16 protein-coding genes, 1 tRNA gene and 1 pseudogene are annotated in these 23377 nt (G+C 50.2%); 15 read left to right on the forward strand and 3 right to left on the reverse strand.

Annotation, left to right across the window (positions count from 1 at the left end; all coding sequences use genetic code 11):
* Window positions 1-148: 148 nt before the first annotated feature.
* Both C4N22_RS06740 and C4N22_RS06745 read left to right on the forward strand, forming a co-directional pair.
* Window positions 149-571, forward strand: a complete 423-nt coding sequence (locus tag C4N22_RS06740; protein ID WP_112148418.1) for a response regulator — start codon at window positions 149-151, stop codon at window positions 569-571.
* Window positions 568-2670 carry a hypothetical protein gene (locus C4N22_RS06745; protein ID WP_112148419.1) on the forward strand — a complete coding sequence of 701 codons (2103 nt, stop codon included), beginning with the start codon at window positions 568-570 and terminating at the stop codon, window positions 2668-2670. Before C4N22_RS06740 ends, C4N22_RS06745 begins: the two co-directional genes overlap by 4 nt.
* A gap of 172 nt (window positions 2671-2842) precedes the next feature.
* Here C4N22_RS06745 and C4N22_RS06750 read toward each other — a convergent pair.
* Both C4N22_RS06750 and C4N22_RS06755 read right to left on the reverse strand, forming a co-directional pair.
* Window positions 2843-3256 (reverse strand): annotated as a pseudogene (locus C4N22_RS06750) (type I restriction-modification system subunit M N-terminal domain-containing protein); the annotation flags it as partial.
* Between the two features lie 659 nt (window positions 3257-3915).
* Window positions 3916-5451 (reverse strand): ATP-binding protein, encoded by a 1536-nt coding sequence (locus C4N22_RS06755; RefSeq protein WP_112148420.1) that lies wholly within the window; start codon window positions 5449-5451, stop codon window positions 3916-3918.
* 223 nt (window positions 5452-5674) lie between these two features.
* Here C4N22_RS06755 and C4N22_RS06760 point away from each other — a divergent pair, with 223 nt between their 5' ends.
* The 11 genes from C4N22_RS06760 (at window position 5675) to C4N22_RS06810 (ending at window position 20476) form a co-directional block, all read left to right on the forward strand.
* Complete coding sequence (locus C4N22_RS06760; RefSeq protein WP_112148421.1) at window positions 5675-8884, forward strand: helicase-related protein; 3210 nt, start codon at window positions 5675-5677, stop codon at window positions 8882-8884.
* 12 nt (window positions 8885-8896) lie between these two features.
* Window positions 8897-9559 (forward strand): DUF4391 domain-containing protein, encoded by a 663-nt coding sequence (locus tag C4N22_RS06765; RefSeq protein WP_112148422.1) that lies wholly within the window; start codon window positions 8897-8899, stop codon window positions 9557-9559.
* Between the two features lies 1 nt (window position 9560).
* Window positions 9561-9884: a hypothetical protein gene (locus C4N22_RS06770; protein WP_112148423.1), complete on the forward strand. Its 324-nt coding sequence runs from the start codon at window positions 9561-9563 to the stop codon at window positions 9882-9884.
* Between the two features lie 65 nt (window positions 9885-9949).
* Complete coding sequence (locus tag C4N22_RS06775; protein WP_146746516.1) at window positions 9950-10693, forward strand: hypothetical protein; 744 nt, start codon at window positions 9950-9952, stop codon at window positions 10691-10693.
* A complete protein-coding gene (locus C4N22_RS06780; RefSeq protein WP_112148425.1) occupies window positions 10641-12689 on the forward strand; it encodes a site-specific DNA-methyltransferase in 2049 nt (682 codons plus the stop codon). Before C4N22_RS06775 ends, C4N22_RS06780 begins: the two co-directional genes overlap by 53 nt.
* A gap of 13 nt (window positions 12690-12702) precedes the next feature.
* Entirely contained in the window at window positions 12703-15765 is a 3063-nt protein-coding gene (locus tag C4N22_RS06785) for a type III restriction-modification system endonuclease (protein ID WP_112148426.1), read from the forward strand.
* A gap of 596 nt (window positions 15766-16361) precedes the next feature.
* A complete protein-coding gene (locus C4N22_RS06790) occupies window positions 16362-17399 on the forward strand; it encodes a hypothetical protein (protein ID WP_112148427.1) in 1038 nt (345 codons plus the stop codon).
* 5 nt (window positions 17400-17404) lie between these two features.
* A complete protein-coding gene (locus tag C4N22_RS06795) occupies window positions 17405-17911 on the forward strand; it encodes a replication initiator protein A (RefSeq protein WP_242980976.1) in 507 nt (168 codons plus the stop codon).
* Complete coding sequence (locus tag C4N22_RS06800) at window positions 17908-18744, forward strand: ATP-binding protein (RefSeq protein WP_112148429.1); 837 nt, start codon at window positions 17908-17910, stop codon at window positions 18742-18744. Before C4N22_RS06795 ends, C4N22_RS06800 begins: the two co-directional genes overlap by 4 nt.
* A 40-nt stretch (window positions 18745-18784) precedes the next feature.
* Window positions 18785-19075 (forward strand): helix-turn-helix domain-containing protein, encoded by a 291-nt coding sequence (locus tag C4N22_RS06805; RefSeq protein WP_112148430.1) that lies wholly within the window; start codon window positions 18785-18787, stop codon window positions 19073-19075.
* A 15-nt stretch (window positions 19076-19090) separates the two neighbouring features.
* Window positions 19091-20476, forward strand: a complete 1386-nt coding sequence (locus tag C4N22_RS06810) for a site-specific integrase (RefSeq protein ID WP_112148431.1) — start codon at window positions 19091-19093, stop codon at window positions 20474-20476.
* Window positions 20477-20628: 152 nt separating this feature from the next.
* On the opposite strand, the gene C4N22_RS06815 is transcribed toward C4N22_RS06810, so the two are convergent.
* Window positions 20629-20704 (reverse strand) — tRNA-Lys (locus tag C4N22_RS06815).
* Window positions 20705-20947: 243 nt separating this feature from the next.
* On the opposite strand from C4N22_RS06815, the gene C4N22_RS06820 reads away from it, so the two are divergent.
* Both C4N22_RS06820 and C4N22_RS06825 read left to right on the forward strand, forming a co-directional pair.
* Window positions 20948-22174, forward strand: coding sequence for a DUF3048 domain-containing protein (locus tag C4N22_RS06820; RefSeq protein ID WP_112148432.1), 1227 nt, complete (start codon window positions 20948-20950; stop codon window positions 22172-22174).
* 34 nt (window positions 22175-22208) lie between these two features.
* The gene (locus C4N22_RS06825) at window positions 22209-23315 is read left to right on the forward strand and encodes a DUF3048 domain-containing protein (RefSeq protein WP_112148433.1); all 1107 of its coding nucleotides are present in this window, start codon (window positions 22209-22211) and stop codon (window positions 23313-23315) included.
* Window positions 23316-23377: the final 62 nt, after the last annotated feature.

The following is a 23377-nucleotide window of genomic DNA, read 5'->3' on the forward strand; positions in this document are numbered from 1 at the left end:
CGGTTCTGTCGCAGCAGAAAACGGGATTTCGTGACGGAAACCGGGCTTTCGTGCCAAACAGCTTGAAACAGCCGTATCCGCCCGTATACTAGAGACAGAGAACCTCAGACAGAGAACCTCAACAACGGCAGAAGAAAGGAGGGTCGCTGTGTATCGAATCGCCGTGCTGACAAACAGCAGGGCGCAGGAAGCTTTTTGGGCAGAGCAGATCTTGCAGTTCTGCGCCGAGCATTGTTTATTTCCCCAAATGGACTGTTACCACGATCAGGAAAGCTTTTTTGAAGCCGCGCGCTGCGAGCCGCTGACAAATGCCGTGATCGCCCTGCCGGGGGTGGATGGATTGAATGCAGTAGAGCATCTGCGCGCGCTTTGTCCCCAAACACGCGTTATCTGGTGCAGCGATCTGAATTTTTCGCTCCATGCCTTCCGGCTGCGTGCAGACTACTTTCTGCTGGAGCCAGTGACCGAAGCCGCTTTGCGGCAGGGTTTTTGCATCTGGCTGGATCAAAAAAATCCGGCAGAGCAGCGCCGACCTGACCGCAACGAACACAACAAGGAGAACGACTTATGAAAAAGAGAAAGATCATCCACTCTGCGTTGAGCTTGTCGCTGACCGCAGCATTGTGCCTCTCCATGGCCGCCTGCGGCGGTACACAGGCGCCCGCAGACAGTGTCGCCGCTTCTCAGCCCTCTGCACCGTCCGCCGTGGTGCAGCCCTCTGCTGCGGAGACGACCTCTGCGGCACTGCCTGTGAAGGCCTTGAACCCCAAGCAGGTGGAGGAAAACCCCTACATGGCCAAGAGCGATGCAAACATTCATCACGACGGCTACAACACAGATTCAACGGATGAGATCCTGCCGCTTGCGATCTATCCCGAAATCAATGTTTCCTATGAGACGACGAACGCGAATGCTTCTCCCGCTATCTATTTTGACAGCTACGGCCATGCCGTTGTGCCGCTGCTGGGCGGCATCGCCATCCGCGACCTGAACGCCGAAGAAACAAAAACGCTCGGCTATTTCTCGCCAAAGAAGCATGACGGCGGCGGTTACGTTATCCAGAGCTCCTATACCTTCCTGGACGCGTCCAACCGCATCGTCTGCCCCACGAGCAACAACCATGTGCTGATGCTCCGTGCAACAGATGAAAACGGCAATGTTCTGCCCGAATTTGAAAAGGTGCTGGACATTGATATCAAAGCTGCCGCCGAAGCCGCGCTTGGAAAAGAACTGACGCAGAATCTTTTGTCCGTGGTCTTTGACTATGACGGAAACCTCTGGTTTGCAACGGGCGGCTTCCGCATTTATCCGCAGCGCCAGCAGCAGGGCGTCATCGGCTATATTGCCCGCTCGGCCATTGATGCGATCCTGAACGGCGAGCAGACAGACCTTTCAAAGGCTGTTTTTGTCCACGAACTGACCCCCGGCGAGGGCGCTGAAAACGGCATCGCCGCCTCCAAGGACGGTGCGGTGGTCCTCACCAACCAGAACTGCTATCTTCTGCGCGCAGAAGAAGGCGTAGACGTTGTGTGGTGCACGCCCTATGAGAGCGCGGGTGCAAAGGTGAGCGGCGAAAGCGATAAGACCACCGGCGGCGGTCTTGCATGGGGCGGCGGCTGCTCTCCCACACTGACACCGAACCTTGTGCTGTTCACCGATAATCAGGATATCGTAAACCTTCTTGCGCTCGATATGAAGACCGGCGAGGTCGTGGCAAGCGCCCCGGTGCTGGATGACCTGCCCGAGGGCTATCAGGTAGCCGTTGAGAACTCTGCCATCGTCTATGACGACGGCAATGGCACCGTCAGCACCATCGTCTGCAACTGGTTTGGCGCGGGCAATGCAGGTCTGGCGGACCCCAACAACGACTCCTCCATCCAGAGCTACGCCAATATTTACGACCAGAACTGGCTCATGAAGGGCAACGTTATGATCGCCCCCGGCATCGAGCGCATGGACACCGTAAAGACCGCAAACGGCTACGAGATGAAGAGCATCTGGAGCCGGAACGACCTGAGCGACACCTCCATCCTGAAGCTTTCCACCGCAACGGGCTATATCTACGGCTATGTGCAGGATGTGACCACCGGGATGTGGCAGTACATCATTCTGGATTTTGAAACCGGCGAGACTGTTTTCACGATGGATGTTTCCAACAAGTACGGCTATAACAACATGGCCATTGGAATGTATGCCGGCAACAGCGGCAATGCGCTCTACTGCCCGACAGGCTATCTGGAACTGCTTCGTTTGCAGGACCGTTTCGTTTATCTGCCCGAAATGCCCTACCGCAAGGTCGATCTTGATCAGGCAGCAAGAAATGTCCTCTCGCAGGAACAGTTTGCGCAGGACGGCGGCGAAGGCACCGTTGCAAGCTGGCGCAACACTGTGACCGTCCGCAACGTACATCCCAACACCACGGTAGCTTTCCGCATGAATAACCTGTCCGGCAGCACCTCCGGTCTGACCCTCTACGCCTATGGCGTGGACGGCAAGCTGGCAAAGGTCGATCCTGCACTGTGGTCGATCACAGACGAGGACGGCAAGGCTGTAACGGAACTTACCGCCGGTACGCTCTATGAGCTGCGCGTGACCGTCGCCGATGGCGGCGCTCTTGACCTGAGCGAGACGGAAAAGGAGATCAGGCTCTCCGTTGTACTCGGAAAATAAACATAAAACGTCCGCCCACCGTGTCCAAATCTCCACGGTGAGCGGGCGTTCCGCTTCCTTTTGAAGGCAGACCGCAAAGCCTATCAAGACAAAAGCAGGTTCAAAAGCTGGGAAACCAGCGTGGCGATGGCAGCACCGGTAACGCCCATAGCGGGGGCACCCAGCTTTCCGAACCGGTGATGATCTTTTGCAGCACCTGCGGCGTGGGGATGAGGAACATGGCATCGTCCATGTACCGCGCAAAGGCGGTGTTGCCCTCATCCGGGCGGGTGGGGTCGTCTGCGATCTCCACCAGCTCGCCGTTCGCATCAAAGTCCGGCAGACGGCCATACTTCATCTTTTTGATGGCAGGGAACACCCGCTGCTGCATGGTCAGGAAAATTTCGCGGGAGTCCTTATCCTTAAAGCGGCTCCACCGCATAGACTGCCCTGCCGCGCTGGCCGGGAAGATGTGCTCCATCTTTTCGCCCGCCATGTTCTCAAAATCTTCGGTGGCAAGCTCTTTCTCGTCCAACGACCGGATGAACATGAGATAGGTCAGCTGTTCAATGACGGTCAGCGGATTAGTGATGCCGCCTGCCCAGATGTCTGTCTAGATCTTGTCTACCTTATTTTTAATGGCTCCTGTTACCATGCGTTCCTCCTGAATGTTTGCCAATCGCAAACGCTTTGCATCTTGAATTTTTGGTGATAATACCACAATTTTATTATAGCAGTGTACGATTGCATTTTCAATGTCAGCTCCGGTGGTGTACAATGATTCGGGAAAAGAAAAAACCGCGAAGACTCTAACGAATCTTCGCGGTTTTTTGGTGCGCTCGAGGGAACTCGAATCCCTGGCCCTCTGATTAAAAGAGCCCCTCAGGCTGGGTACTCTGATTTTGAAACTTTCGAGTTTACGTTATTTTTGCGCAAAGCATCGTGATTTTTCGCCCGGCAATTTCTGCACCCTTTGTCGTATTTTGCAAGTCAGAGTGCCCCTTGCATCCCTTGAAACAGTGCAAAAACAGTGCAGAAACCGTGCACTTACTCTGGGACAAATGAAAAATGATGATTTTTGATCCATGACTTGATGGCGGTTTGAGTGACCGCAAAGTCAAATTTGATACACGGAAAGAAAAATGCCCACTCGTCTGAGAAGTTCTCAGGGGAGTGGGCATTTCTGCGTAGGCGGTTAATATAATTTCGATTATGATAATTTAAATTATATTAACTAAACCATAAAAAACATAAAAGCGAACTTTTCTATTCTTTCACAAACCTGTAAACACCAAATTGTTCTTTTTTTACAAATCCGTACTCTCTCATTTGACGAACTACCACACGTGCCCTTGCCTCTTTTACTTCAAATACATTTTCAACATTATTTGTGTTGAATGTATATCGGTAGCCATATTTTTTGAACAATTTTGTAATTTTCACTTTTGTGCTATTAGCTAGTGGGAGTGTATCAACCATTTTACTGAAATCCGCAATTTCTTTATCTCGTTTAGCTTCTGCCTGCATCAAAGCCGATACTTTTTCCTTGGAAGTCGATACATCAAGTGGTGAGGTCGATACTTTTTTCTCAGAAGTCGATACTTTTTCACTATCACTTGCCACACTTTCCATACTGACCTGTGCCGGAGTCGCTACACTTCTATTCGGCAGTGTGACGATAAAGAAATCCGAATCCGAGTAGAATGTCGGCTTCTGAGCCACTTCCACATAAGAGTTCAGGATGCGGTCAATGCCGCTGCCACGGCGCTCCATAAAGCCAAGCCGTGAGAACACATCCGAGATCACCTGATTGCGCCGCATAGACGGAATATGCCGGATATCCATATCCTGCACCCTGCGGCCATTCATCATGCCGCCCGGTGAAGTGATCTCCAGCCGATCATCGAACACTTCTACATGAATCTCCGAACCAAGAATCTGATAATTCCGATGGATCAGCGCATTGACCAGCACCTCACGAACGGCCTTATACGGGTAGTCACTGCGTTCTTCACGGGTCATACCACGGATACTCCATGGGTTTTTGCTGTTGTTGCGGACAAAATCTTCCGCATTTTGCAGCAGCGTGATCAGACTTGCACCTTGAAATTCCTTATCATCCAGAGCATCTTCTTCAATGCTGCCCTTATAATTGCCTTTCCAGCGAGTGCAGAAAATACGGGATTGTTTCAGAACGCCCTGATCGCAAAGCAGCAGGCCGCCATTCGTGATTTGTCCATCATCTGTTACCAATCCTGCGGAGGGCAAGTCTTTTTCAAGGTCGAAATCCTCTTTTTTCAGATTCTTAAACGTCGCGGCCAGCAGTGTAAAACTGACATCACCCACTCGATAAGAACTGGGCAGGGCATCAAAGGTCTGGTTCATGCCTTGCAAAATCAATTCGTTCAGTTCCCGTGAAGTGGCTTCTTCGGACTGGTCGCCATGCCGCACATAGGCCGTATGGGAACCGTCAAAGGCATAATAATATGGATACGCCGGACCATCCTGTACTTCCAGATCAACGCAGGACTTGCCCTCTATTTCGACCTCCCGCACTCGATAGCGCGGTGTAGGGTCAATGCGGACCTTGATAAGTTCCGTCAATCTGCTCACCACAGCCTGCGGATTTTCTAATCCTACGACCTCGCGCGGCTCATTCTTTACGCCAAAAATCAGGTGTCCGCCCTCGGTATTGGCAAATGCCGACACGGATTTCAGCCAGCTGCGCGGCTTTTTCTCTTCAAGGCGTTCCTTGTAATCAACATGGGAGGCTTCAATGTAATGGTCGTGGTGGAAAGGCATGGTATCACCTGCTCGCTTCTTAATCTTTAGCGTTTGTAAATTCATTATACATTATTTGAAGGCCAAATTCAAAACTTTTTATCTGTTTAGTACCTGCTGAGCTTTTTCTGCCTGAGCAACGATTGATTTTCCGACCTGATTAGAGTATCATTAAAATGAGTTGTTGTATCTTGTCGTTGAAAGTTAATTTTCGCTTTAGTCAGTCGATTGCGGGGACTCTTCTATGAAAATTCTGGATAATATCAACCATACTGTTCGGGAAGATTTACAGGATACTATGCAGAAAGGGAGCCGCGTGTCCATTGCTGCGGCCTGTTTTTCCATTTATGCGTATCAGGAATTAAAGAAACAGTTGGAAGAAATCGCGGAACTTCGCTTTATTTTTACTTCACCGACCTTTGTGCAGGAAAACACGCCAAAAGAGCGGCGAGAGTTCTATATTCCGAAATTGACCCGCGAAAAGAGCCTTTACGGCACAGAATTTGAGGTTCGCTTGCGGAATGAACTCACCCAAAAAGCACTGGCGAAAGAATGTGCCGACTGGGTGCGACGGAAAGTAAAATTTCGTTCCAACGTCAGTGGAGAGCAAATGCCCGGTTTTATGACGGTTGGTGAAAGCTCCTATATGCCAATCAGTGGATTTACAACGGTTGACCTTGGTTGTGAACGCGGAAACAACGCATACTACCCTGTTCAGCGAACCGAAGCCTTTGAAAACGGCCGTTACTTTTTGTCGCTGTTTGATGAAATCTGGAATGATTCTTCCCGACTTCAGGATGTTACAGACATTGTATTGCAAAGCATCAGCACAGCTTATCGAGAAAACAGCCCGGACTTTATCTATTTCTTCACCCTCTACAATATTTTCAGTGAATTTTTGGAGGATGTGTCAGAAGATAATCTCCCAAATGAAGCTACAGGCTTCAAGCAGAGTAAAATCTGGAATATGCTCTATGATTTTCAGCGAGATGCAGCGTTGGCCATTATCCACAAGCTGGAACAGTATAACGGCTGCATTCTTGCAGACAGCGTGGGCCTTGGCAAGACGTTCACTGCACTGGCTGTAATCAAGTACTATGAAAATCGCAACAAATCCGTTTTGGTACTCTGTCCCAAAAAGTTGGCCGCAAACTGGAACATCTATAAAGGCAACTACGTCAACAATCCACTGGTAGAAGACCGTTTCCGTTACGATGTGTTGTACCATACAGATTTGAGCCGTTCCGGCGGAACCTCTAACGGTATTGACCTTGCTGCACTTAACTGGGGGAACTTTGACCTTGTTGTGATTGATGAAAGCCACAATTTCCGCAATGGCAGTAATACCTCTACTGATGAGAAAGAAAACCGCTACACAAAATTGATGAATCGCATGATTCGTTCTGGGGTGCGCACCAAGGTGCTGATGCTTTCGGCAACACCCGTAAATAATCGTTTTGTGGATTTGAAAAACCAGCTTGCGCTTGCCTATGAGGGAGATGCCGGAAAAATCAATGAAAAGCTGAATACTTCGTCTCCGATTGATGAAATTTTCCGGCAGGTGCAAAAGGCTTTCAATACATGGAGCAAGCTTCCTGTCACAGAGCGTACCACAAATGCGCTGCTTGCGGCACTGGACTTCGATTTCTTTGAGGTGCTGGACAGTGTGACGATTGCACGTTCTCGCCGACATATCGAAAAATACTATAATATTTCTGATGTTGGTACTTTCCCGGAACGGTTGAAGCCGATCTCTGTGCAGCCGTGCCTGACAAGTCTTGATAATGCAATCAACTATCAGCAGATTTATAACGTACTGGATTCGCTGACGCTGCACATTTACACACCAACCAGCTTTATTCTGTCCTCTCGGATCTCCAAATACATCGACCCCAGCCAGCATGGAAAGGGACTGACGCAGGCAGGCCGTGAAGAGGGAATCCGCCGTCTGATGAGCATTAACCTGCTCAAACGGCTGGAAAGTTCTGTTTATGCGTTCCGGCTGACGATTGACCGAATCAGTAAACTGATTGAAGATACCATGCAATCGGTACGTTCCTATCAAAATGGCAGCCGTGTGCTGGAGCTGAACGACATTTCCGATGCAACCGATTGGGATGATGATGACCAGAACAACGACATTTTTACAGTCGGCCGCAAAGTAAAGATTGATCTTGCGGATATGGATCATGTTTCGTGGCTGCATGATCTGGAAAAGGATGCTGAAAATCTGGAGCTTCTTTCCCTGATGGTGCAGGATATCACCCCTGCATACGATGCCAAGCTGCAAGAACTGCTGCGCCTGATTGACGAAAAGCAAAGGCATCCCATCAATCCCGGCAACCGGAAAATCATTATTTTTACTGCGTTTTCAGATACTGCTGACTATCTGTATCAGAATATTTCCGGCTATGTAAAGCAAGCGTTTGGGCTGAACACTGCCGAAATCACCGGCAGCGTGGATGGTAAAACAACCATTCCCAAACTCAGTGGTGATCTGAATACAGTTCTCACCTGCTTTTCGCCCATTTCCAAGCGGCGGGACAGCCTGCCGAACGCAAACCATGCGGATATTGATTTGTTGATTGCCACCGACTGCATTTCCGAAGGTCAGAACTTGCAGGACTGTGATTATCTGATCAACTATGATATTCACTGGAATCCTGTGCGCATTATCCAGCGTTTTGGCCGCATTGACCGCATTGGAAGCCAGAATCGCTGCATCCAGTTGGTCAACTTCTGGCCGGATGTGGATTTGGATGAGTACATCAACCTGAAAGGCCGCGTGGAAACCCGGATGAAGCTGACGGTCATGACTTCCACAGGGGATGATAACCTCATCAGCCCGGAAGAAAAAGGCGATTTGGAATATCGCAGCGCACAACTCAAACGGCTGAAAAATGAGGTGGTCGATCTGGAAGAAATGTCGGGCGGCATTTCCATTATGGACTTGGGATTGAACGAGTTCCGGCTGGACTATATGAAGAAACACGATGATGTGGAGCATACGCCGCTTGGGATGCACGCAATTGTTGCATCTACGCCCGATGCACCTCCGGGTGTGATCTTTGTTCTGAAAAACATCAACAATGAGATCAATGTGGATCAGCAAAACCGTCTGCATCCATTCTACATGGTTTATATTGGGCAGGATGGCTCGACTGTCTGCGATTATCTTTCTCCGAAAGAGCTGCTGGATCGTCTGCGGCTGCTCTGCAAAGGCAAAACCGAACCCGACCAGAGCCTTTGCCAACAGTTCAATCAGGCCACGGACGATGGAAAGAATATGTCTGCCTATTCTGAATTGCTGAGCGAGGCCATCCGTTCCATTCTGGATGCAAAGGAAGAGAGCGACATTGACAGTTTGTTCAAGATGGGCGGTACGACGGCCCTGCTTTCTTCGATTTCCGGGCTGGATGACTTTGAACTGATTTGCTTCCTTGTGGTACAATAAGAGGTGAGATCAATGCTGGGCTTTCCACCCTCCACGGAGTTTAACAAACGGATTCTGAAACAGAAGTTCTATGAAAACGCTGCCGTTCCAGCGGCAGTCAAGCGATTGTTTGCAGACCAGCTGCGCTGTATCTACTGGCGCAACAAGCTGGCCGTGTCCACCTTGAATCTCACTGCCGGAGAGCGGGTGACAGAGATCGAGATTTTCGAGCTGTGTCTGACCGGACCAAAACTGGATGAAGCTGTTCTGCGCCAAATCGACAGTGAAATCCCCTATCACATTCTGTTTGTTCTTTCTTATGAGAATAAGGTGCAGGCTTGGATCGGCTGTAAAGATACATCTGCGAACAGCAGTGCCAAGGTAAGCCGTTATCTGCATACAGACTGGATGCCAGAAACAGAATTGTCCCTTACGATAAGCGGCCTGAGCTTAGAGGCGGTTTACGATGGACTGGTGCGGCAGATTGCCCGATTGCAGGGTGAGAGCTGGAGTGCCGCATACAGCATTGCGGAGAACATCCAACGCTCTGCGGAACGTGAAAAGCTGCAAAAGCAGATTGCGGCGTTGGAGAATAAGATTCGGAAAGAAAAACAGTTCAATCGTCAGGTGGAGATGAATGCGGAACTGAAACAATTAAAAAAGAATCTGGAACAACTTACAAAGGAGGAGTTATAAGATGGATAACAATCTTTCATCGGTTCATACCGCCGCTGAAATAGCAGATATGCGGTCAACTATTGACGATATTCAGAAAATTTTGCAAACCATTCCGTTTAATGAAGATGCGGCGCGTCAAAAGATTTGTGAAGTAAACGCAAAGCATCCAGATAATAAAATGATTTGGAATCTGCTTCATGCAAATGTTCCTTCTGGTGTTTCAATTCAACAAGCATCAAAAGAAAACCTGTACCAAGATTTGCAGTGGAAAGCATATTATCTCGAAGCAAAAATCCTTGGAAAGTCTGTCGATGAAATGCGAAAGGATTTACAGAATCAGTGAAAGAACGTATACGAAGGCATTGGGAAAGAAACAAGTGGATTTATCTGTTGGCCGGGATAAGCATTTTGTTTGCAATTATCGTCCAATGTCTTTTTAGCAAGTCGGCTTCCAGTGAAATATTTCATGCAAAATGGGGTGCAGGCGATATTTTAACCTATGCCAGTACAGTAGCCCTTGGTTTGCTGGCTGTTTGGCAAAACCAGAAGATCAAAGAGGAAAGCGACAGAAATCAATTATATCAAAACCTGTTAGCAGCCAAGAACAGCGGTGATGCAATTGTCACACGAATTATTGATGACAAAACACAGCGCGTTCAACGAATACGTTCCGAATTTATAGAATTTGAGCATTTATGTAACATGGGAACCATTGCGTCTATTTGCACATGTACAGATTCAAAGGGAATTATGATAACTCGCTTATGTGAGCATCAGTTGAAATTGATCTCCCTGCAAGAATTGTTAATTGCTGATCTTTCTGGAAATGTAGGTGTCGACGGCAGCAAAGTGATTCCGCTTATAAAAAAGTTGACTAGGCTCGCTAACGAACAGATTACAGAATACACAGGCGGTATAGATGCCCAAGAAAATCATAGTGATATATATCAAAAAGTTTACGTTCAATATATTGATGAACGAACACATTACTTGTTATTTTGCGAAGGGCTGATTGGCTCAATTTTATATGACGGATTAAGTTTAACGGATTTAAGAGAAATTGCAAAAAAATCCATTCAAGAAATTGTGGAGGATAAAAATGTCAAACAAACTTCCCCTTCAGACCCCCAACCTGACAGCCCAGAACATTGATAAAATCGCCGCGCTCTTCCCCAACTGCATCACAGAAATGCTGGACGAGGAGAAAAGCACCCCCGACCACAAGGTTTACAAGCGCGGTATCAACTTTGAACTGCTGAAGCAGATGCTCTCGCCGGACGTTGTAGACGGAGATGAAGCATACGAGTTTACATGGGTGGGCAAAAAGGCCTCCATTGTGGAAGCTAACAAGCCAATCCGCAAGACCCTGCGCCCCTGCCCGGAAGAAAGCAAGAACTGGGATGATACCGAGAATCTCTACATTGAGGGCGACAATCTGGAAGTGCTCAAGCTGTTGCAGGAGAGTTATCTGGGCAAAGTCAAAATGATTTACATTGACCCGCCGTATAATACGGGCAATGATTTTATCTATGCAGACGATTTTATGCGTTCGCAGGATGAAGAAAACCGTCAGATGGGGATGTATGACGAGGACGAGAATCGGCTGTTCAAGAACAATGACAGCAACGGACGGTTTCACTCTGACTGGTGCAGCATGATGTATTCCCGGCTGATGCTGGCACGAAATCTATTGACAGATGATGGCGTTATTTTTATCAGTATTGATGATAATGAGCAGAAAAACCTTGAAAATATATGTGGTGAAATTTTTAGCAATGAAAACTTTCTTGCGTGCTTAATTTGGGAAAAAACCAGAAAAAATGATGCTCGATTTTTTTCTACTGGACATGAGTATATGCTTGTTTATGCAAAGTCAGTAGCCAGTCTTTTGGGAAATAATGTATATTTTAGAGAAGAAAAACCGGGAGCAGCTGAAATATACGCTGAATACCTTAGGCTTCAACAACTATATGGAACTGATTGCGCAAAGATTCAAGATGGCTTGCAAGATTTTTATTCACACCTTCCGAAAGATCATCCTGCAAAAAAGCTTTCACGCTATAATAAAGTAGATGAAAATGGTGTCTGGAGAGACGACAACATGTCTTGGCCCGGAGGAAAAGGGCCATCCTATGATGTTATTCACCCGATAACCGGAAAGCCTTGTGCTGTGCCGCCGGGAGGTTGGCGTTACTCAACGCCTGAAAAAATGCAAGAAATGATAAATAAGGGAAAAGTAGTTTTTCGAGAGGATGAGACGCTTCCTCCAATAAAGAAAACTTATCTTGTTAGAAAGCCCGGAAAATCTGCTGACCCAGAAGATGAGAATGTTGGTAAGCAGGTAATGGGTACATATTTTTACAAAAGTTATCTTCAATCGTCTATTGTGATGGAAAATCTTCTTGGAAAGGGAATTTTTGAGTACTCAAAGGATCATGAAGTTATAAAAAGAATGATTTCTTATGTAACATCTTCAAACGATACTATTCTCGATTTCTTCTCTGGTTCGGCTACAACTGCACATGCTGTTATGCAATTAAACGCAGAGGATGGTGGCCACCGTAAATTTATTATGGTGCAGTTGCCTGAGCCTTGCGATGAAAAGAGCGAAGCCTACAAAGCTGGCTATAAAACCATTTGCGATATTGGCAAAGAGCGTATTCGCAGGGCTGGCGAAAAAGTCAGAGAGGGAAGTCCGTTAACAACGCAGAATTTGGACATTGGCTTCCGTGTTTTCAAGCTGGACGATACCAATATGAAGGACGTCTATTATTCTGCCGAAGAATACTCCCAGACCAACCTCGAAGAGCTGGAAAGTAACATCAAGGAGGACCGCACCGACCTTGATTTGCTATTTGGCTGTCTGCTGGATTGGGGTCTGCCGCTGTCCATGCCGTATCGGTCTGAGAAAATCGACAACTGCACTGTCCATACCTACGCACCCGGTGATGCTGCGCTGAATGTTCCTGATGCCCTGATTGCCTGCTTTGACAGCAATGTGCCGGAAAATGTTATCAAGGAAATCGCCAAGCGCAAGCCGCGCCGTACAGTGTTCCGGGATTCTTCCTTTGCCAGCAGCCCGGAAAAGATCAACGTGTTTGAAATTTTCAAGCTGTATGCGCCAGATACCGATGTCAAGGTGATTTGAGGGAGAACAGCAGATGAAACTTCAATTCAAACACCAGAAATTTCAGGCAGATGCCGCAAAAGCCGTGGTGGACGTCTTTGCGGGCCAGCCCTACCTGACTATGAATTACCACATCGACAACGGCAGCGACATTTACCAGACTGATATGGAAACAAGCTTCACAGGCTGGCGCAATGAACAGATTGTACCAGAGCTGAACGACAGTATTATTCTGGAGCACCTGCAAAAAATCCAGCGCACCAACCAGATTGAACCATCCAAGCAGTTGGAGGGACACTATAACCTTACCATTGAGATGGAAACAGGTGTCGGCAAAACCTACACCTATATCAAGACCATGTATGAGCTGAACAAGCATTACGGCTGGAGTAAGTTTATCGTGGTCGTGCCCAGTGTTGCCATCCGTGAGGGCGTGTATAAATCGTTTGAGGTCACACAGGATCACTTTGCAGAAGAGTACGGCAAGAAGATCCGCTTCTTTATCTACAACTCCGCACAGTTGACGGAAATTGACCGCTTTGCCTCGGATAGTTCCATCAATGTCATGATCATCAATTCGCAGGCGTTCAATGCCAAAGGCAAAGACGCCCGCCGTATTTATATGAAGCTGGACGAGTTCCGTTCCCGTCGGCCCATTGACATTATTGCAAAGACAAACCCGATCCTGATTATTGATGAACCGCAGTCAGTGGAGGGCAAGCAGACCAAAGAGCGGATGAAAGAGTTCAACCCGATGATCACCCTGCGCTACTCGGCTACCCACCGCGCGGACAGCATCTACAACATGGTCTACCGGCTGGATGCAATGGAAGCCTATAATAAGCGTCTGGTCAAGAAAATCGTGGTCAAAGGCATTACGGAATCCGGCAGTACCGCTACGGATGGGTTTGTCTATCTGGAAAGCATCAATCTTTCCAAGGCAGACCCTACGGCAACGATCCAGTTCGACTGCAAGGGAAAATCCGGCCTGCGCAAAGTAACGCGCACCGTTGGGCTGAAATTCAACCTCTATGACCACTCCGGCAATCTGGACGAATATAAGGATGGCTATGTGGTGAAAGAGATTGATGGCCGGGACAACCACATTGAATTTCTGAATGGTGTCCGATTGTTTGCCGGAGATGTGGTCGGCAAGGTGGACGAGGACCAGCTGCGCCGCATTCAGATTCGGGAAACGATCCTTTCGCATCTTGAGCGGGAACGTCAGCTGTTCCACAAGGGCATTAAAGTGCTGAGCCTGTTCTTTATTGACGAGGTGGACAAGTACAAGTGCTACGATGCCGCAGGCCAGCCTTACAACGGCATTTATGCAGAGATGTTTGAGCAGGAGTACGAGGATATTGTCGGCCAGATGCAGCTTTCGCTGGGCGAGGATGATTACATCCGCTACCTGAAAGCAATTTCTGCACACGATACCCATGCGGGTTATTTTTCGGTGGATAAGAAAGGTCATTTTGTCAATCAGGTTGCAGGCGATGACAAGCGGGAGAAAACCTCCAATGACATCAGTGCCTATGACCTGATTATGAAAAACAAGGAGCTTCTTCTTGACCGTGACCCCAAGCGTTCCCCCGTGCGCTTTATCTTCTCACACTCTGCCCTCCGGGAAGGCTGGGACAATCCGAACGTGTTTCAGATCTGCACCCTGAAACAGAGCAGCAGTGAAGTCCGCAAACGGCAGGAGGTTGGCCGCGGCCTGCGTCTGTGCGTCAACCAGAATGGCGAACGCATGGATGCGAATGTTCTGGGCAACGATGTGCATAACATCAACATCCTGACTGTCATTGCCAGCGAAAGTTATGACAGCTTCGCCAAAGGCCTGCAAAGCGAACTGGCCGAAGCAGTTGCGAACCGCCCCAGAAAGGTGGATGCAGCCTTGTTTGTTGGCAGAGTTCTTACGGATACAAACGGCAACGAGCAGATCGTGGATACTGACACCGCCGCTGCCATCTACTTTGATCTGGTGCAGAATGGCTATGTGGACCGCCATGGTGCGCTGACGGACAAGTACTATGCCGACCATGCAAACCATGCGGTGCAGGTGGCAGAAGAAGTTGCAGACTGTGCAGCATCGGTCATTGATTTGTTGGATTCTGTTTACAGCGATAAGGTCATGCTGCCTGAAAATGCACGTTCCAACAATGTGGAATTAAAAATCGACCCGGACAAGCTGGCCATGCCGGAGTTCAAGGCCCTTTGGAATAAAATCAGCCCGAAATCGGTTTATGTGGTGGATTTTGACACAGATGAACTGGTGCAAAAGTCCATTCGCTCGCTCAACCGCAATCTGAATGTATCAAAGATTTACTTCAAAGTAGAATCCGGTGAAATGACGGAGATCAAATCCAAGGATTCTCTGTTAGATGGCTCTGCTTTCGCAAAAGCGGATCAGCATCAATATGACCCACAGACCAAAATTCACGCCAGCCAGAGCGTCAAGTATGACCTGATTGGCAAGCTGGTGGCTGAAACCAAGCTGACCCGCAAGGCGATTGTACAGATTCTGGTCGGCATTGAAAAAGCGGTGTTCGATCAGTTCAAGGATAACCCGGAAGAGTTCATTCTGAAAGCAGCTGCCCTCATCAATGACGAAAAGGCAACGGCCATCATCCAGCATATCACCTACAATATTCTGGATGAACATTACGATACGGACATTTTCACTGAGCCGACCTTGAAGGGAAAACTCGGTACGAACGTCATGAAAGTACAGCGGCATCTATATGACCATTTGATTTACGATTCTACTAATGAGCGTGATTTTGCCGCCGACCTCGATACGAACCGTGATGTGGCAGTCTATGTAAAGCTGCCAGATGGATTCTATATTTCCACACCTGTTGGAAAATACAATCCCGACTGGGCGATTGCGTTCTATGAGGGCACAGTCAAGCACATCTACTTTGTTGCTGAAACCAAAGGCACACTGGATTCCATGAAGCTCAATCACATCACCCCGGTAGAACAGGCGAAAATTGATTGTGCCCGTGCACATTTCAAGGCACTGAACGATGAAAACGTGGTATACGATGTGGTGAGTGACTATCAGACATTGCTGAACGCAGTTATGAAATAATAAACCAAAAGAAATAATACGGTGCTGCTGTGCAGCATTCCCAGAAACGGTAAGGTTCTATTGCGAACTTTGCCGTTTTTTCTTTACATCTGGACTCCAACATGCCTTTGTGCTATTCAGCGATTCCATCGCGCAGCCTGCGCCGGGACGGTGCAGATTTGAAAGGGCTTGGGATTTCCCAACAAGCATTTTGCAACGCAAAAATAGCAGATGTATATACGTCTGCACTGCTTGCTACAATTGTGTTGGTTCTGAGAAGCTCACAGCCAGTGAACGATACAGATACCCAAACCTACGCTAAAATTGAGATGTGCTGAGAGAACGATATGCTACTGGCCGGTTATGTATCCTTCAGTTCTCACCGCCGCAAAACGCTTCATATTTTGACTCCATATTCTCCCTCGCATCTTTCTGCGAACGCTTTCAAGTCTCCGATCTGATTCACACGATGCCATAGCATCGTAGAATTGGCTCGGATTTTTTATTTTGCATCATTGTATACAACACATGGACTAAGGGGGTGGGTAACTTGGACTACGAGTCCATAAACTTTTGCTGCGGAAACCGGTACACTGTTGTCAAAGGAGGCGAACAATATGCTGAAACTAAGCAGTCTCAAAATAGACCCCGAGTTTTCCGCTCAAATTTTGCCGCCGAGTTTTCAGGAGCTCCAGCAGCTTGAAATGAATATGATTCGAGACGGAAAGCTCACAGACCCGATCATTGTGTGGCACAAAACCATTCTGGACGGGCATAACCGCTACAACCTTCTGAAGAAGCATTCATTTATCGAGTACGAGATCAAAGAGATGGAGCTTTCCAGCCGTCAGGAGGCTCTGATCTGGATCTGCAATCATCAGCTTGGGCGGCGCAACCTGACACCGGAGCGCAGAAAGTATCTGATCGGAAAGCGATACGAAGCGGAAAAGCAGATCTCGCAAAACCGCGGCAATCAGTACACATCTACTAAGAAAGATGGCACGGATCAAAATGATCCCTGCCAAAATAAATCCGGCAGCCATATTACCCGGCAGAGGATTGCAAAAGAGACCGGCACCAGCGAGGGTTATGTGCAGCGGGCCGAAAAGTACATGAATGGAGTGGAAGCTGCAGACGAAGCAGCACCCGGTACCCGGGAGGAAATTCTAAACGGGAAAATCAAAGCTGCTGACCGTGAGATCTGCGCCATCGCCAAGGCTCCGAAGGAACAGCGGCCAGAGATTGTGGCAGAACTTCGCAAGCCGAAAAGCGAGCGAGATAAGCAGCTTGCTTCCTCTACAAAAAGCCCTTCCGTGAGGGTCGAATCTTTTGATGATGACGGAAGTCGATTTCTGATCGGCATTTCAAAAAAAGTACAAGGGCACAAAAGGGCACTGACCGAAAGTGATCAAAAAGCCCTGAAAAAATCTGTTGAAGCACCTGCGGATCATTCCATCCACATCGCTGCGATTGAAGGTGCTTATGACGCCTTTATCGAGAATTGGGAACTCACGTTTCGTGAGTACCCAGATCTTCTGACAGGGCCGGAAAACTGGAAGCAAATTGAAAAGTATTCTGACAATCTGCAGCGCTATCTGGAATTTATCCGCTCGAAGCACTTGAAAATGCTGGAATCGCAGAGACAGGGAGGGTGATTGGCTTGTTTGATGATTTGACCGTTTGTACTCCGCTACCCCGGTATCTGCCATTTCCAAAGTTTTTGCTGGACGCCCAATTAAGCCATACAGCGAAGCTGCTGTACGCACTTCTGCTCGACCGGGCAACACTTTCCCGAAAAAACAACTGGACCGATGAACAGGGCCGGATTTATGTGGTCTATCCGATTCCAAAGCTGGCACAAGCCCTTGGGTGCAGCTTCTCCAGTATAACGCGTTCTCTTACAGAACTAACGAATGCCGGCCTTATTGAGCGGACTCGCAGCGGTTTTTCAAAGCCCAGCAGAATTTTTCTCAAAATTCCGCATACAGCTCAAAAATGCGCTGCCACTCTGCGCATTTCTGGCTCATCAGACTGTGCAGAAATGACCAATATGATTGTGCAAAAATGCCCACCTAACTACCTGAATAAGAACAAACTGAGTTTTAACCACCCTACAGAACAAAGAAATGTTCCACTGTATGAATTTCGGGAAGGAGAAAGCTTATGACAAACGGCAAGACCGTTTTAGAATCGGTCATTCCCGCAGTTTCCAAATCGAATGGGGACTATTATGGCAAAGATGGCCTGCTTCATTGTGGAAAGTGTCATACCCCAAAAGAAGCGTTCTTTGCAAAGAACCTTGTCCTGATGGGAAAGAACAGGCATCCCGTAGATTGCCGGTGTCGTAAGATGGAGCGAGAGCAACAGGAAGTCGCTATTCGTCAGCAAACGCACAGCGAACTTGTCCGACGGTTGAAAGCAGGGGGCTTCTCGGATACGGCAATGCTCGACTGGAACTTTGAAAACGACGATGGTCGTGCCCCTCAAATGCGTTACGCACACCGCTATGTGGAGCGATGGCAGATCATGCGCGCAGAGAACCTAGGCCTGCTCCTCTGGGGCGGTGTGGGCACCGGCAAGAGTTTCCTTGCCGGGTGCATTTCAAACGCTCTAATGGAACAGGAAGTGCCTGTGCGTATGACGAACTTTGCCCGAATCCTGAACGAACTGAACAGCAGCTTTTCCGGGCGGAATGATATTGTGGACAAGCTCTGCTGCTATCCACTGCTCATCATTGACGATTTCGGGATGGAACGTGGTACAGAGTATGCGCTGGAACAGGTCTACAACATCGTGGACAGCAGATACCGCAGCCAAAAACCGCTGATCGTCATCACCAACCTGCCGCTGAACGAGATACGGCATCCACAGGATACTGCTCACGCCCGCATTTATGACCGCATTCTGGAAATGTGCGTTCCAATTTCCTGCATCGGGGCAAGTCTTCGCAAAGAGAACGCACAGAAAAAGTTGGAATCCATGAAATCGTTGATCGGCTGATTCACGAAACGAATATGCACCTGACAAAAGGAGGGCAGCAATGACCGAAACTGTGAAATCTTTGGATTATACGAAAAATATCTTGCAGACCATTCCGAATAACGATAAAATGGAAGTGGTCACTCAAACAAATGCCGTCAAGTCTCCGACTGACAGCCTGAAAGCCACAACACTGGTGTACACGGTGGAGGAAATTGCGCAGATGCTGGCCATCAGCCTGCGCTCTGCCTACAACCTGTGCAACAGCACCACCGAATTCCGTGTTCTGCGGGTAGGCGGAAGCATCCGCATCCCGAAAGACAGTTTCGATGCGTGGCTCCGGGCAGCTTGAAAAAGGAGATAACGTATGGCATATATTACGAAACGCGGCAGCTCCTATGGTGTCCGCTATACTTACCAAGACGAGCAGGGTAAAAACTGCAACAAATGGGAAAGTTTTTCCACGAAAGAGGAGGCAACAAATCGCAAAAAACAAATCGAACATGAACTGGCAAACGGAACGTTTCTGATTCCGTCCACCATCACCGTCAAGGAGTTTTTGATGGAGTGGCTTCCCAAGCAATGCAACAAGCACAAATGGGCCCCCTGCACCTATCAATCCAATCTGGGAACCGTCCAGAACCTCATTATTCCGTACATCGGCGATATGCAGATGCAAAAGCTCAAGCCTTACCATCTGGAAGACCTGTATTCTACCCTCAGCAAAACGCCCTGCGGCCAGTATTATGAGGGCAAAAAGCAGGTGCTTTCGGAAAAACAGCAGCAGCGGTTTCTCTCCGGCACGACCATCCACGAGGTACACCGCCTGCTGCGGACAGCGTTCCAGTATGCGGTGGAGTGGGGTATCCTCATCAAAAGCCCCGTTCCGGTGGACAGTCCTAAAAAGTCAATTCAAGAGCGTGCCATCTGGGATGCAGATGAGATGTGGGCCGCACTTGCCAGCATGGAGGACCCCATTCTGCATCTGGCAGTCCATCTTACGCTGGTGGGCGCACTGCGTGAGGGCGAAGTCGCTGGCCTGACCCCGGAAGATCTTGATTTTGAGGGAGCAGACGGCACAGGCACGTTCCGCATTAACAAGTGTATGCAGCGTGTCCAGAAGGCATCGCTGGCAAAAACGGGCAAGGGCTGCATCTTGCAGGAGTTTGAGGATAAGCGCGAGGACAGCACCACAACGCTGGTGCTCAAAAAGACCAAAACAGCATCTTCCAACCGAACCATCTTCATGACGGCAGTGTTGAAAGAAGAACTGAAACACTGGCTAAAGCGTTTGGAAATGGACGAAGCCGTTGAGCCGGAACGCTACCGCAACAGTGGGATGCTCCTGCGCTTGCCCAACGGTTTGGCGGTAGAGCCGATCCTCATCCGCAAAAAGTTCATCAAGTGGCAGGACGAGCACCCGGAGTTCACTCGCATCGTGTTTCACGGCCTGCGGCATTCCAGTGCCACCTACCAGCTGATGATCTCCGGCGGTGATGTGAAAGCGGTACAGGGCACAACGGGCCATGCCAGCGCTAATCTTCTGGTCAACACCTATGCACACATCCAGCAGGATTCCCGTAAAAAGCTGGGTAAAAAGTTCGAGGAAGGCTTTTATAAGCCGGCAGAATCCGAACCTCAGAGCGTTCCTGTCGAGGCTGAGCCGACCATCTCGGTATCTGCCTTAGTGGAACTTCTGAAAGACGCAGACCCCTCTGTAAAAGCGCAGCTCCGCCTGGCTTTGCTGACCTGAATTGCAAAAAATAGCACGAATTGCAGAGTAATTCACAGACTTACTCCATCTGACACGAAAAATGCGGACCGTGCAAAAACCGTGCAGAGACCGTGCAAATGGCGTACAAAAAGAAAATCCCATGAGGAATCTTACGATTCCTCGTGGGATTTTGGTGCGCTCGAGGGAACTCGAATCCCTGGCCCTCTGATTAAAAGTCAGATGCTCTACCGGCTGAGCTACGAGCGCATATTCATGCAATAAAACATATTGCCGAATTATATTACCACACCCGGGCAAAAAAAGCAAGAGTAAAGTGCAAAAAAGCGCATTTCTTTTTCCGCGGGCAGGACATGCCGGGCTGTGGGCCGGTGCTGGCCGGAACTTCCTCTTTACAAACCGGACAAGAACCAGTACAATCAAATCAATCAAAATTTACACCCAACCGCGCTGGGCCGGGCGGCCCAGCGCTTTTACAGGAGGTCTTCCGCAATGAAAATTTCTCGTCGGTCTGTACTTCGGTTTTCGTGGATGGCGGCAGTGCTGCTGGCCCTGACGGGCTGCTCCGGGGCGGGCAGCGCCGCGCTGGGCGGCGGCGTGTCCGGGTGGATCAAAAAGCTGGTGGACGGCAACGCACCGGCCGCCAGTGAGGCTGGCTCTGTGGCGGCTTCCAGTGAAGCGGCTGCATCGTCCGTGGCCGGGGCCGCGTCGTCCGAGGCAGCCGCCGCGCTGCCGGTTTATGACGCTGATGTGCTGACCGGACAGGCCCACCGCACCAATGGCCGCATCGTGGGCGTGATGGTCAACAACATCTCCAACTCGGAGCGGCAGAATGCCCGCCCGCAGCGGGGCATCGGCTCGGCAGACATCCTGATTGAGAGCAAGGTAGAGGGCGGTATCACCCGCCTGTGCGCGCTGTTCCATGATGCCAATGACATCCCGGAGGTGGGCCCGCTCCGCTCCGGCCGCGACCAGTTCCTGCAGCTGCTCATGCCCTGGCAGGCACTCTATTACCACGACGGCGAGAGCATCTTCTGCACCCAGTTTGTCAATGTATATCAATATTCTGGCCTGAACATCGGCGGCAAGAATTACTTCAACACGCCCGTCCACACCCATGTGGCCCACCGGGACAGCCGGGGCCGCAACGTGGCCTACGAGCACACCGAGTTCACCTCCGGCAAGGAGATCCGGCAGGCCGCTTCCAACGCGGGCATCAGCCTGCAATATCCTTACGAGAGCACGTTCTTCCGCTTTGCGGATTACCGCACCGACGAGGTCAACAAGCTGAGCGGCACTCCCTCGGCCAAGAAGATCCACATCAGCCACTCGGACAGCTACCGCTCGGAGCTGGTCTACGGCAGCCTCAGCAAGACCTACTCGCTCTCCATGTACGACCCCTCCAAAAAGGCCTATGGCGACACCATTGACGAGCTGACGGGCAAGCAGCTGACCTTTGACAATGTGGTGGTCTGTTTTGCCAACATTGCCGCCTATGCGGGTGACTCCCACGACGTGCAGGAGGTCCAGTACGTTCAGGGCGGGCAGGCTTATCTGTTTACCCACGGCGGCGTCCAGACCGGCCGCTGGGAGAAGCCGCACCCCACCCATCCACTCAAGCTCTACACCGACAGCGGCGAGGAAATGACCCTCAACCGCGGCAAGACCTACCTCGCTCTGGTGGACGATGATGAGTGGAGCAGCTTCAACTATCAGTAAGGGCAGTCATGCCTGCAACCGTAAGGAGACGCGAATGAAACGCATTGGAACCGCGCTCCGGGCCGCTGCCAGCCTCGGGCTCTGTGCCGCCCTGCTGGCAGGCTGTTCGCTCCTGCCATCCGATCCAGCCCCGGAGCAGCCTGTTCCCACCGACCCGCTCACCGGGCAGGAGCAGCTCTGGCCGGGCCAGCGCCCCGTAGCGGTGAGCATTGAGAACGCCTCGAACAGCACCACCCAGTGGGGGCTTTCCGCCGCTTCCGTGGTGCTGGAAGCCCGCACCGAGCTGCAGGGCAGCACCCGGCTCTGTCTGGTCTATCCCTCTGTGAATGCTGTGCCTCAGGTGGGCCCGGTGGCCGCCGGCGAAGACTTATACTGGCGGCTTCTGGTAGGCCAGCAGGTGATCCCCGTCCAGCGCGGCGGCGGGCAGTTCGACCAGAATTATCTTGATTATTATTCTCTGCGGCCTGTCGATGCACTGGAAGCAGGCCGCAACGCCTTTTCCTGCCCGGCAGGGTGGAGCAACGCGCCCCTCTGGTACACCAGCGGCAGCGCCCTTTCCAGCGCGCTGGAAACGCTGAACATCTCCTCCACGCTGACCGAATCCCGGGTGACGACGGCCGCTTCCGCGGCGGCGGGCAGCGCCTCCGGGGAGGACACGCCTCTGACCATCCCGGCCCTGCTGCCCCAGAGCATGGAAAATAAAGTCCCGGATGCCACGGCCCCCGATGCTGTCAATGTCCGGCTCCAGTTCGACGAACAGAACGCCACGGGCTTTGCCTACGACGCCGAGAGCGCCACCTACAAAATGCTCCACGCCGACGGCACCCCGCAGCTGGACGCCAACAGCGGCCAGCAGGCAGCCTTTGACAACCTGCTCGTCCTGTTCAGCGCTTCCGCCCTGCGGGATGACGAGCAGACGTTCGACTACGATCTTTCCATGGGCGGCGGCGTCTGGCTCAACGGCGGGCACCTGTGGTACGTCACCTGGACGCAGGGCACCGACACCACGTTCCAGTTTTACGATGCCGACGGCGAGCTGCTGACCCTGAACTCCGGGCGGAGCTACCTGGCCCTCGTTTCCAGCGTGACCGGGCAGGAGCTGACCGTGACCAACTCCGCCGGAGAAAATCTGATCCAATAATCTCAAACATGCAAAAATGCCTCCGCGCCGGTCTGACGCGGAGGCATTTGTTTTTCTTAGAA

The sequence above is a fragment of the Faecalibacterium prausnitzii genome (genome assembly GCF_003287495.1).
Taxonomy (GTDB): Bacteria; Bacillota; Clostridia; order Oscillospirales; family Ruminococcaceae; genus Faecalibacterium; species Faecalibacterium prausnitzii_I.